Genomic DNA, 11,860 nt, shown 5'->3' with positions numbered 1-11,860 from the left:
GTTGGTCGGCAGGTCGGCATGGATGACGAGATCGAGACCCGGCAGGTCGATGCCGCGCGCGGCGACGTCGGTCGCGATGCAGACGCGGGCACGGCCGTCGCGCATTGCCTGCAGCGCATGGGTCCGCTCGTTCTGCGTCAGCTCGCCGGAGAGGGCCACGACTGCGAAATTGCGGTTGTTGAACCGCGCCGTCAGATGGTTGACGGCAGCACGCGTCGAGCAGAACACGATTGCGTTGGTCGACTCGTAATAACGAAGCACGTTGATGATCGCATTTTCGCGGTCAGCCGATGCCACGGCGAGCGCGCGGTATTCGATATCGACATGCTGCTTTTCCTCGGCAGAGGTCGCGATGCGCACCGCGTCGCGCTGGTAGCTTTTGGCAAGCTTGGCGATCGCGGCCGGAACGGTTGCCGAGAACATCAGAGTGCGGCGGTCGTCGGGCGCCGATTCCAGGATGAATTCCAGATCCTCACGGAAACCGAGATCGAGCATCTCGTCCGCCTCGTCGAGCACGGCCACCTTGAGGGCCGACATGTCGAGCGCGTTGCGGCGGATATGGTCGCAGAGACGGCCGGGCGTACCGACGACGATATGGGCGCCGCGCTCCAGCGCGCGCCGTTCGCTGCGGATGTCCATGCCGCCGACGCAGCTGGTGATGACCGCGCCGGTCATCTCGTAAAGCCATTCCAGCTCGCGGGTGACCTGCATCGCCAGTTCGCGGGTGGGCGCAATGACGAGCGCCAAAGGCTGCCGCGCCGGGCCGAATTTTTCCGCGTCGCCGAGCAGAGTCGGCGCGATCGCAAGCCCGAAGGCAACGGTCTTGCCCGAGCCGGTCTGCGCCGAAACCAGCGCATCGGAATGGATGAGAGCCGGGTCGAGCATGGATTTCTGGACGGGGGTCAGCGTTACATAGCCCCGTTTCGCCAACGCCTTGGCGATCGCCGGGACGGCGCCGTTGTAATCGGTCATCTAAATCTGTCTTTCGGATTGTCGCGCACGAAGCGCTGTGGCTGCAACACTCGCAGCCGAACTTGTGCCGTTCCTACTTATTTGCAGCGCAAATGTCAAAGAGCATGTCGGCGCGAGGTCCCGATCAAGGCCGCTATTGACGCCAAAAGCTTAATATCTGACGTAAATCTCCCCTAAGTGGGGAATACCCAGGCGGAGAAGGCCATGTCCGACATTTTAAAAAAGCAGGCCGAACTGCAGGCTCAGGCCGATACGATCGTCAGCGCCCTCGGCCTCGAGGATGCCTTGCGTTTGGCTGGAAATCCGGTGTGGGTCGGAAGCTCGGCGCTCGGCCTCATCGTCCGCCGCGATATCGACATCACCGTGGTCTGCGAGAGGCTCGACCCAGCCGCCCGCCGGACCGTCGCGGAGATCGCTGGCGAACTGATGCTCGACAGCCGCGTCGGCGCCGTGCGCTACCGCAACGATAGCGGCCTCTGGAACGTCGAACCGCAAAACTACCCGGACGGCCTCTATCTTGGCCTCACCTACCGGACGGACACGGGCGAAGACTGGAATCTCGACATCTGGTTCATCGACGAGCCGGACCGCCAGCCCGACCTGAAACATCTGAAGACGCTGCTGCCCCGCTTGACCGACGAGGTGCGGAAAACCATCCTCGTCATCAAGACCGAACTTGCAGCAAACGCGCCGAAAGGCGGCAAGCCGGCCCCGAGCGCAGTTGTCTACGAGGCGGTGCTGGATGACGGCGTCGATAAGCTTGCAGGCTTCGTGGACTGGCTGTCACGCCGACCGTAGGCGGCATTACCGCCAGAAGGACGGGATGGTCTCCGCAAGCCGCGGCCCGATCCGGAGCGGCTCGATCTTCTCCGCAAGGCCTGTCGCATCGGAAATCTCGATGCCAAGGCCGCAGATGGTCGCGGGTCCGGTCGCCGCCTCGAAACGGCCCTTTGGCATCTTCGAGATGAAGCGGTTGAGCGGTTCTTCCTTGTCCATGCCGAGCGATGAATCGTAATCGCCGCACATGCCGGCATCCGACATGTAGCCGGTACCGCCGTTGAGGATCTGGCAATCGGCCGTCGGCACATGCGTGTGGGTGCCGACCACCAGGCTGGCGCGGCCGTCCACGAAATGACCGAAGCACTGCTTCTCGCTGGTTGCTTCCGCGTGGAAGTCGAAGATGATCGCGTCCGCCTGTTCCTTCAATGGAGCCGCGGCGAGGATCGCCTCGGCGCTCTTGAAGGGATCGTCGAGCTCGGGATGCATGAATACCCGGCCCATGATGTTGGCGACCAGAATGCGCGCGCCGTTGCGGGCGTAGAAGATGCCCGATCCCTTGCCCGGCGTGCCGGCGGGGTAATTGGCGGGCCGCAGGAATTGCTCGTGGCGGCCGGCAAAGCTCACCGCCTCCTTCTGGTCCCAGACATGGTTGCCGGTCGTCACCACGTCGGCGCCGGCATTGATCGTCTCGAGAAAGATATCCTCGGTAATGCCGAAGCCGCCGGCGGCATTCTCGCCGTTGACGATGACGAAATCGAGCTTCAGGTCGGCGACGAGGCTCGGCAGTTTTTCCCAGACCGCCACGCGGCCGGTCTTGCCCACCATGTCACCCAGGAACAAAAGGCGCATTCTTATCCAATCTGTGCGCGGCCCATGTCTTCGAAGGGCCGGTAACCGCTCTCCGTCAGGATAGCGTTTAGTCTGATATCGTGAGGTTCAACGGGAACTGATGCCACTTCCTGGCAGTCAAAGGCAATCCCGATCAGCGTCGGGTTCAGGCCTTTTTGCTGCAGGCGGTGGATCGCCCGGTCGTAATAACCGCCGCCATAGCCGATCCGGTGCCCGCCGGCATCGAACGCGGAGAGCGGAACCAGCATCACCTGCGGCTCGAGCTCGGCAGCGTCCGGCCCCGGGCCGAAGGTGCCGAACACGCCCGGCACCAATTCGGCGCCGCGCACCAGTTCGCGAAAGATAATCGTTTTCTTGTCGAGGATGACGGGCACGCAGAGCCGCGCGTTGCGGTCCCTGAGATGCGCCATCAGCGACCGCACGTCGACTTCCGAGCGGATCGGCAGAAAGCCCGAAACGATCGCGCCGGGCTCGATGCGGATTGCCTCTGCCCCGTGCGATGCGATGACAAGGCTCTTCTCGATGCGCTCGACCGGGGGAATTGCATCCCGTGCGGCAAGCCGCGCGGCACGAAGCTCCGCCTTGGTCTTCAAGACGTCCGTCATATCTTGTCCGACCGCTTGACCAGCAGCTTGTCGATGCGGCGGCCGTCGAGATCGATCACCTCGAAGGTCCAGCCGTTCTTGGTGAAACTCTCGCCGAGTTCCGGCAAGCGTTTCATCTCGTCGAGCACGAAGCCCGCGACAGTCTCGTAGCCCGGATCGTCCCCGAGCGAAAACCCCATCTGGTCGGAGAACTCGTCGACCGGCATCCAGCCGGCGATCAGGAAAGAACCGTCGTCGCGCGATACGATCGCAGGTTCTTCGTCGTTTTCCTCCTGGAACACGCCGGTGATCGCCTCGAGGATGTCGCCCGACGTGATGATGCCTTCGAAATGACCGTATTCGTCGTAGACGAGCACCATATGGGCCGGCGCGCGGCGCAGCGCCTGGATGACGTCGAGCGCGCCGGTGAGGTCCGACACGACGGGCGCCTCGCGCATGATGCCGCGGATATCCAGCATCTTGCCGCCGGCGATGAAATCGTAAGCGTCCTTGACGAACAGCGTGCCGAGGATTTCGTCGGAACTGCCGTTGCGGATCGGCAGGCGGGAACGCTGCGTGGCGCGCAGCTGTTCGCGGATCTCATCCGAATTGTCTTCGATGTCGATGACCTCGACATCGCGCCGCGGCGTCATCAGGCCGCGCGCGGTGCGGTCGGCAAGCCGCATGACGCCTGAGATCATGGCGGATTCTTCCGTCTCGATCACGCCGGCGCTCTGGGCTTCGGCAAGCACGGTGCGGATTTCCTCGTCGGTGACCCGGTCGCCCGACTCGCCCCTCTGGCCAAGCAGGCTGAGGACGATTCGGCCGGAAATATCGAGGAACCAGACGATCGGCGCGCCAACGGTCGCCAGCATTTTCATGGCGGGCGCGACACGGGCGGCAACCGCCTCCGGCGCCCGCAGTGCGATCTGCTTCGGCACCAGTTCGCCGACGATCAGCGACAGATAAGTGATGATGACGACGACGGTGCCGACGCCCAGCCAGTCGGCGAGATTGTCCGCCATGCCCTGCGCCTCGAACCAGGTGGTCAATCGCGCGCCGAGCGTGGCGCCCGAGAATGCACCGGACAGCACGCCGACCAGCGTGATGCCGATTTGGACGGAGGAGAGGAAGCGGCCGGGATCTTCCGCAAGCCGCATGGCTGTGGCGGCACCGCGATTGCCTTGCTCGGCCATGATCCGCAACCGCACGGGGCGGGAGGAGACGACGGCAAGTTCCGACATCGCGAGGACACCGTTCAAAACGGTGAGGGCGATGACGATGAGTATTTCGGTTAACAAGAGAAGCTCTTTAATTGGAACAATATGCCTGCACGCGAAACGAACGTGCCGCCCCAGGGAGCGGCCCGCATCCATACGACCGCGCCGGAGCGCTTCGTCGGCGATGCTTCACGCACAGTTCGGAAAACCGGGACCGGTTCTCGGAGCTATGCACCTTCACTCGCATGCGTAAATCATAGGGTCGTCATGCGGGCATTGCAATGGTTGGAACAAAATGAAGGGTTTGCACCGCGGAAGCCGTGACCCGGTCGCTGTCGCCGCAACTACTGAAGGCTGACCGTCAGTTCGGCGCGGGTGCCGGAAAGAGAGGGCACATAATGGATCGTCGACCCGAGCGTCGCGGCCATGGACTTGACGATCCGGCTGCCGAGCCCGGTTCCTTTCGGCGCATCGCCCTCACGCCAGCCGATCCCGTCATCCTCGACGGCGAGAAGCGCATCGCCCTCACCCTGGCGCTTGAGCAGCACCCGAACTTCGCCCTCGGTGCCGGCCGGATAGGCATATTTCAGCGCGTTGGTGAGCAGTTCCGTGACGATCATGCCGACGGAGACGGCGCGATCGGAGGTCAGCGACAAAGGTTCGGCATCGAGGCGGATCGACGGTCCCCCATCGCCGTTGACGGAGCCCTGGACCTCACGCACCAGCGTGCCCAGATATTTGTCCATCTCCACATGCCGGACGTCGTCGGATGTGTAGAGGCTGCGATGCATGCCGGCGATCGCGCTGATGCGCGCCTGCGTCTCGGAAAGAGCGGCCTTCACGTCGTCGCTCTTGCTGCTGGATACCTGCAGGCGGATGAGTGCCGCGACCAGCGCCAGGCTATTGGCCACGCGGTGATTAACCTCGGCGAGCAGAACCTCGGCGCGTTCCTTGCCCAGGCGGATCTCCTGCTCGGCCTTGTCCTTGGCCTGCCGCAATTCGGCATTGGCGATGCCCTGCGCGATCGCGCTTTCCATCAGCGGCCAGAACTCCTCACCGACCGTCTTGATGACATAGTCGGATGCGCCGCTCTTCAGCGCATCGATGGCGATCGTCGCGTCGCTGGAACCGGTGACGTAGATCACCGGAATGACCGAGTCCTGATCTTTCAGCTTGTGAAGGATGTCGAGCCCGGTTCCGGTCTTCAGGTAATGGTCGAGGACGATCGCGTCGATACCGCCTTTTTCCACCGCCGCCATTGCCGATGCCGCGTCAACGGCGTGGACCACCTCATAACCGGCACGCACAAAATGGCGTTCTGCCAATCTGGCAAGCGCGAGATCATCATCGACATAGAGTATGGTTTGCGGCATCACGTCTCGTTATTGTCCGGGGACCTGCATCACGGCAAAGAACAGCCCTAGTTGTCGGATGGCATGCGCAAAACTGTCGTAGTCCACCGGTTTGGTGATGTAGACGTTGGCGCCGAGATCATAGCAGCGCTGAATCTCCCGCTCATCGTCCGTGGTCGTCAGGATGACCACCGGCAGACGCTTGGAGTGTGGGTTGGACTTCACCTTCTCCAGGATGTCAACACCCGACATGTCCGGCAGGTTGAGGTCGAGGAGGATCAGCAGATGGCGATCCTGATTTGGGTCTCCGGAACGATCCGCGCCGAGGATAAAGTCGAGAGCCGCATTGCCGTTCGTAAAGGGAACGATCTCGTTATTGACGCCAGCGCGACGGACGTTCTTTTCGATCAGGCGCGCATGGCCTTCATCGTCCTCGATCATCACGATGGTGACTTCTTTACCGGCAGCCTTCATGAGCCGTTACTCCTGACATAGTGGGACAGATCCGTGGGCAACCGGATGACGAACGTCGTCCCGCCGCCCAATGTGGACGTCACGGTAATCTCACCGCCTAGATTTCTAACTAGTGAACGCACATGCGCAAGACCGATACCCTCGCCCTGCTGGTCCTGAACACCCGAGCGGCGGAAAAGCTCGAAAACCCTCTCGTGATCCTCCTGGGCGATACCCCGGCCATTGTCTGAAACCTCTATTCTCATCGCAGCGCGGCCAAGCGGCATGGCCTTGACCGACAGGTTCAACGGCCGATCCGGATGTTTGTATTTCACCGCATTGTCGAAGAGATTGCCGAAAATCTGTTCCAGCGAAAATCGGTCGGTAATAAGGCCCCGCGCCTGGGCGACCGAAATATTCACCTCGCCGCCCGCTTCGCTGACCTGATGGTAGATGCTGGCCGCCGTTGCTTCGAGGAGCTCCCCGAGATCAATCCTCTCCGGCTTCAGTTCGCGCCGCCCGTCACGGGAAATCTTCAGGATGGCGTTGATCAACCCATCCATCTTCTTGGTGGACGAGCGGATGAAGGCGATGGCCTCCGGCAGATCCTGCTCGACCGCGACGCGGGCATCGTTCACATCAGCTTCAGACAGCGGCGTCCCGTCGGCCAGCACATAGGTGCTGATCGACTTGAGGCTCGCGTCGAGTTCGCTGGTGAAACCCATGATGTTGACCAGCGGCGCACGCAGGTCGTGCGAGACGATATAGGCATACCGCTGGATTTCGCGGTTCGCCTGGATCAGGTCCTCGGAGCGCTCGTTGACGCGCTCCTCGAGCCCGGCATTGAGCTCCTCGACCTCGGAGCGCGCCCGCTGAAGCTCGCGGACATGCTGGCCGACGATCATGATCGCGCCGCCGATGACGAGGATGATCATCAGGCCGCCGCCAATAGTGATCCATTGTAGCGCCGTTGCCGAATCATTGAGGTCGTCGACCCCGGTCCCGATCCGCCCGTCCGTGTCGCGGAGCAGCGTGCCGAGGATTGTCGTGATGCCTTCCATCAGCTGCCGGCCATAGGCGCCGCGGATGACCTCGATCGCCCCGATGGCATTCCCCTTCTGCACCATCTCCACCGTCGACTGCATCTCGGCGAGCTTGTCATCGATCAGCGGGTCGAGTTCGGCAAATGGGACATGCATGGCGTCCAGATTGCCGGCAGCCCTTTTCAGTCGCTCGCGCAGTCGCGGAATAACCGTGCTTGCGGTCGTATAGGGGATCAGGAATTCAGCATCCTGCGTCAGCACAAAACCACGCTGGCCGGATTCGGCTGCCCGCAGGAAAAGCTGCATGTCCGCGGCAGCACTTCGAAGTTCGCGCAGCTTCACCACGTCCTCGAAATAGACCTGCGTTGTCCGTGCCAGGAAGAAGGACGACAGCACGATCGCCAACAGGATGGCGCCCCCGACCAGAAGCATCAGCAGCGAAGATCGGGCGAAGGTGGATTTCAAAAAGGGCATCTATACGGCCGGCGAGTGAACGGGACGGCAAGAACTTGGGGGCGCGGCCCCCGTTGTCAAGCAAAGGCCACAGAATAGGTTGGTGCACGTCGAGAAGATCCACCTCGTTTGAAAAGAGGATTAAGAGCCTCGTCCAAACCGTGATCACGCCGCGCCAAGTCCACCATATGGGGGATAAATTGGAGAATTCTTAAATACAAATCTCGCCCGGCATTCGCAATTGTCGCCGCCGGATGAACAATCGACAGCCAAGCCGATCAGTCCGGACCCGATTTCGCCCGTCCTGCACTTTACAAGCAGATGCGAGAATAGATCATCCGGTCAATATGCGAATCGCGGATATTCAATAAGGATGACCGCGCGGGAAAGACCCCCCAACCAGCAGTCCCGCCTCTCGGCTGCAGTCCGGAATGCAGCTGAGTGTTTAAGCCAGGCGGTCTTTGCCTTGCATGCGGCTGCGACTTCACTGTCGCCGGAAGCCGGAAACAATCAGGTCAAAAAGGGAGAAGTGCGATCCGCGGCAACCGATGGATGTTTACGATCCTGGGTGCCTACAAACGTAGGTGGGCGCCGTGTGTCCAAGCCCACGGGCCTGGCCAGGGACAGCTCCCTTTGGATCGAGTATGGCCCCAGGGATTGTGGTTCCTGTCGTGAGGCGCAGATCGCATCGGCAATATATGTGTGATTGCCGGTCCGCACCAGTGGCGGCAAGCCTTTATTATCGACTTTGATCAGTTCACGGGAGCGGGCGTGCGGCCGTTGAGCTTGGCGGTCAACCCGTCGAGCCGCGAGGCGAGCTCGCCGAGCGCCGAGACCACGTGCTGCTCGTTGCGCTGCTGGGTTTCGAGCGCGCCGTCGCGGTTGGACTTGAGTGCCGCGACCTCGGTCTCCAGCAGGCCGAGCTTGCGGGTCATCTCCGAAAGTTCGTCCATGATCATGATGCCGGCCATCACGGTGATGCGCAGATCGCCGATCTCGCCGAACTGGCTTTTGAGGTGCCCTACGTAGCGGTCGAATCGATCGGCAAGTTCGGTCAGGTGGCTTTCCTGCCCTTCCTCGCAGGCCATGCGATAGGCCTTGCCGTCGATCATCACCGTTACCTGGGCCATGGCATTCCCTTTTGATCCTGGCGCATCAGCGATCGAGCACGGCGCGGATGGTTTCCATCGCCGTCACGAGACGCCTCGAGACTTCCCGGTTTACTTCTTCCAGTCGATTGGCGCGGAATTGCGACTGGTCGAGCTCCTGCGCGAGCCGCGCCCGGTCCGCGTGCACCCGGCGGACCTCGCCCTCCACGTCCTGGGTCTCGCGCTGGCGCTCGATGCGCGCATCGACGGCGCTCTCAAGACCGCCGATCGCTGCCTTAAGTTCCGAAATCACCATGTCGATCGTCTTTTCCGACGGCATGCGAAGCTTCCTGTCGATACACGAAATGAGCCGAATCGATACGATCGACCTCTCCAACAAGGCCGGAAGACTATTCACCGCCTGCAAGCCGGTCAATCAATCGAGACCCTTCAAACATGTCCTAACTGTGGATCGTCAACTATGTTTCTGCCCCTCGTCACATGCTGCACAGAATTCCGGCAGCTGCGGGAAAGTTCGTCATGATGGCCTCGGCGCGACGGCGCTTTTGTTGACTTGCGCGTTGCACCTGCTAAGGATCACCCGCTCTTAGGTGGTCCCTGGGCCACTCTTCAAGTGGTCCCACGAGGACCGTGACCGACACCCGTAAAAAGCGGATTAGCCATGACCTCTCTCGACAAACATAACCGGATGGCGAACGCGATCCGATTCCTCGCCATGGATGCTGTAGAGAAGGCCAATTCCGGCCATCCCGGCCTGCCGATGGGCGCTGCCGACATCGCGACGGTTCTGTTCACCCGCTACCTGAAATTCGATCCGAAGAACTCGCTCTGGCCGGACCGCGACCGTTTCGTGCTGTCCGCCGGCCACGGTTCGATGCTGCTTTATTCGCTGCTGTTCCTCACCGGTTACGAGGACATGACGATGGAGGACATCAAGCAGTTCCGCCAGCTCGGTTCCAAGACCGCCGGCCATCCGGAATACGGCCATGCCTCGGGCATCGAGACGACCACCGGTCCGCTCGGCCAGGGCATCGCCAATGCCGTCGGCATGGCGATCGCCGAGCGCAAGCTGGAAGAGGAGTTCGGCTCCGACCTGCAGAACCATTTCACCTACGCGCTCTGCGGCGACGGCTGCCTGATGGAAGGCATCAGCCAGGAAGCCATCGCGCTTGCCGGCCACCTGAAGCTCAACAAGCTCGTGCTCTTCTGGGACAACAACTCGATCACCATCGACGGCGCCGTCTCGCTGTCGGACTCGACCGACCAGGTGATGCGCTTCAAGTCCGCCCACTGGAACACGATCGAGATCGACGGCCATGACGTCGACCAGATTTCGGCTGCGATCGAAGCCGCCCAGAAGTCCGACCGCCCGACCTTCATCGCCTGCAAAACCATCATCGGCTTCGGCGCCCCCAACAAGCAGGGCACCCACAAGGTTCACGGCTCGCCTCTTGGCGCCGAGGAAATCGCGGCCGCCCGCAAGGCGCTGAACTGGGAAGCGGAAGCCTTCACCGTTCCGGCCGACGTTCTCGATGCCTGGCGCCTTGCCGGCCTGCGCTCGACGACGGTGCGCAAGGACTGGGAAGATCGCCTCGCCGCCACCGCTGCCGAGAAGAAGGCCGAGTTCGTGCGCCGGTTCGCCGGTGACTTGCCGGGCAATTTCGACAGCGCCATCGACGCCTTCAAGAAGAAGATCGCCGAGAACAACCCGACCGTTGCCACCCGCAAGGCATCCGAGGACGCGCTCGAAGTCATCAACGGCATCGTCATCGAAACGCTCGGCGGTTCGGCCGACCTGACGCCGTCGAATAACACCAAGACCAGCCAGATGAAGTCGATCACCCCGACCGATTTCTCCGGCCGCTACATGCACTGGGGCATCCGCGAACACGCGATGGCCGCCGCCATGAACGGCATCTCGCTGCATGGCGGCCTGATCCCCTATTCCGGCGGCTTCCTGATCTTCTCGGATTATTGCCGTCCGTCCGTCCGCCTCGCAGCCCTGATGGGCATCCGCGTCGTGCACGTCTGGACGCATGATTCCATCGGCGTCGGCGAAGACGGCCCGACCCACCAGCCGGTCGAACAGGTCGCAGCACTGCGCGCCATCCCGAACCTCCTGATCTTCCGCCCGGCCGACGAGACCGAGACGGCCGAATGCTGGCAGCTGGCGCTGAAGGAAAAACACCGCCCGTCCGGCCTGGCGCTGACCCGCCAGAACCTGGCGCCGGCCCGCAAGACCTATGAAGAGAAGAACCTCTGCGCCCAGGGCGCCTACGAACTCGTTTCCGCGGCCGACGCCAAGGTGACGATCTTCGCCTCCGGCTCGGAAGTCGAACTGGCGCTGAAGGCGCAAGCTGTCCTCGACGGCAAGGGCATCGCGACACGCGTCGTTTCCGTCCCCTGCGTCGAACTCTTCTTCGACCAGCCGGAATCCTACCAGACCGCGGTCGTCGGCAACTCGCCGGTCAAGATTGCGGTCGAAGCCGGCGTGCGCGAAGGCTGGGACCACTTCATCGGTCCGAAGGGCACCTTCATCGGCATGAAGTCCTTCGGGGCCTCCGGCCCTGCCAAGGACCTCTTCAAGCACTTCGGCATCACCGCGGAAGCGGTTGTTGCCGCAGCCGAAAAAGAGCTCGCCTGATCCAACTGAAATCTCCAAGACAAGCTAAAAGCGGGAGTATGTGAAATGACTGTCAAGGTTGCCATCAACGGTTTCGGCCGCATCGGCCGTAACGTGCTGCGCGCGATCGTCGAATCCGGTCGCACCGATATCGAGGTCGTCGCCATCAACGACCTGGGCCCGGTCGAGACCAACGCCCACCTGCTGCGTTACGACTCGATCCACGGCAAGTTCCCGGCAAGCGTCGAAGTCAGCGGCGACACGATCATCGTCGGCGGCGGCAAGCCGATCAAGGTGACCGCGATCAAGGACCCGGCGACCCTGCCGCACCGCGAACTCGGCGTCGATATCGCGCTCGAATGCACGGGCATCTTCACCGCCCGCGACAAGGCCGCGGCGCACCTGACCGCCGGCGCCAAGCG

Annotated in this window: 12 protein-coding genes and 1 other RNA gene; 3 read left to right on the top strand and 10 right to left on the bottom strand. The window is 62.2% G+C overall.

Going from position 1 to position 11,860, the window contains the following annotated elements; genetic code table 11:
* Nucleotides 1-972: DEAD/DEAH box helicase (locus MOV61_RS23930; protein ID WP_247138375.1), on the bottom strand; the 972-nt coding region annotated here is incomplete at its 3' end.
* A gap of 204 nt (nucleotides 973-1,176) precedes the next feature.
* On the opposite strand from MOV61_RS23930, the gene MOV61_RS23925 reads away from it, so the two are divergent.
* Nucleotides 1,177-1,770, top strand: a complete 594-nt coding sequence (locus tag MOV61_RS23925; protein WP_247138373.1) for a hypothetical protein — start codon at nucleotides 1,177-1,179, stop codon at nucleotides 1,768-1,770.
* A 6-nt stretch (nucleotides 1,771-1,776) separates the two neighbouring features.
* Here the strand turns inward: MOV61_RS23925 and MOV61_RS23920 are convergent, their stop codons facing one another.
* The 9 genes from MOV61_RS23920 to MOV61_RS23880 all read right to left on the bottom strand — a co-directional run bounded on the left by MOV61_RS23920 (nucleotide 1,777) and on the right by MOV61_RS23880 (nucleotide 9,134).
* On the bottom strand, nucleotides 1,777-2,601 hold the full coding sequence (locus MOV61_RS23920; RefSeq protein WP_247138372.1) for a TIGR00282 family metallophosphoesterase: 825 nt from the start codon (nucleotides 2,599-2,601) through the stop codon (nucleotides 1,777-1,779).
* Nucleotides 2,602-2,603: 2 nt separating this feature from the next.
* Nucleotides 2,604-3,206 carry a 5-formyltetrahydrofolate cyclo-ligase gene (locus MOV61_RS23915; RefSeq protein WP_247138371.1) on the bottom strand — a complete coding sequence of 201 codons (603 nt, stop codon included), beginning with the start codon at nucleotides 3,204-3,206 and terminating at the stop codon, nucleotides 2,604-2,606.
* Nucleotides 3,203-4,486, bottom strand: a complete 1,284-nt coding sequence (locus MOV61_RS23910; protein ID WP_247138369.1) for a hemolysin family protein — start codon at nucleotides 4,484-4,486, stop codon at nucleotides 3,203-3,205. Before MOV61_RS23910 ends, MOV61_RS23915 begins: the two co-directional genes overlap by 4 nt.
* Before the next feature lie 263 nt (nucleotides 4,487-4,749).
* Complete coding sequence (locus tag MOV61_RS23905) at nucleotides 4,750-5,778, bottom strand: sensor histidine kinase (RefSeq protein ID WP_247138368.1); 1,029 nt, start codon at nucleotides 5,776-5,778, stop codon at nucleotides 4,750-4,752.
* Nucleotides 5,779-5,787: 9 nt separating this feature from the next.
* Nucleotides 5,788-6,231 carry a response regulator gene (locus MOV61_RS23900; RefSeq protein ID WP_247138367.1) on the bottom strand — a complete coding sequence of 148 codons (444 nt, stop codon included), beginning with the start codon at nucleotides 6,229-6,231 and terminating at the stop codon, nucleotides 5,788-5,790.
* A complete protein-coding gene (locus MOV61_RS23895) occupies nucleotides 6,228-7,727 on the bottom strand; it encodes an ATP-binding protein (protein ID WP_247138366.1) in 1,500 nt (499 codons plus the stop codon). The genes MOV61_RS23900 and MOV61_RS23895 overlap by 4 nt, the downstream gene beginning before the upstream one ends.
* A gap of 508 nt (nucleotides 7,728-8,235) precedes the next feature.
* Nucleotides 8,236-8,394: non-coding RNA, 6S RNA (gene ssrS / locus MOV61_RS23890), on the bottom strand.
* A 64-nt stretch (nucleotides 8,395-8,458) separates the two neighbouring features.
* Nucleotides 8,459-8,836 (bottom strand): cell division protein ZapA, encoded by a 378-nt coding sequence (locus MOV61_RS23885; RefSeq protein ID WP_038544939.1) that lies wholly within the window; start codon nucleotides 8,834-8,836, stop codon nucleotides 8,459-8,461.
* A gap of 25 nt (nucleotides 8,837-8,861) precedes the next feature.
* Nucleotides 8,862-9,134: a DUF4164 domain-containing protein gene (locus tag MOV61_RS23880; protein ID WP_038544942.1), complete on the bottom strand. Its 273-nt coding sequence runs from the start codon at nucleotides 9,132-9,134 to the stop codon at nucleotides 8,862-8,864.
* A gap of 342 nt (nucleotides 9,135-9,476) precedes the next feature.
* Between MOV61_RS23880 and tkt the strand changes: the two genes are divergently transcribed.
* Complete coding sequence (gene tkt / locus MOV61_RS23875) at nucleotides 9,477-11,459, top strand: transketolase (RefSeq protein WP_247138364.1); 1,983 nt, start codon at nucleotides 9,477-9,479, stop codon at nucleotides 11,457-11,459.
* A gap of 45 nt (nucleotides 11,460-11,504) precedes the next feature.
* Nucleotides 11,505-11,860: glyceraldehyde 3-phosphate dehydrogenase NAD-binding domain-containing protein (locus MOV61_RS23870; protein WP_247138363.1), on the top strand; the 356-nt coding region annotated here is incomplete at its 3' end.

Source organism: Neorhizobium sp. BETTINA12A, assembly GCF_023006485.1.
Taxonomy (GTDB): domain Bacteria; phylum Pseudomonadota; class Alphaproteobacteria; order Rhizobiales; family Rhizobiaceae; genus Neorhizobium.
Note: the sequence above shows the minus strand (reverse complement) of the source record. Positions and strands in the feature narration are given on the sequence as shown.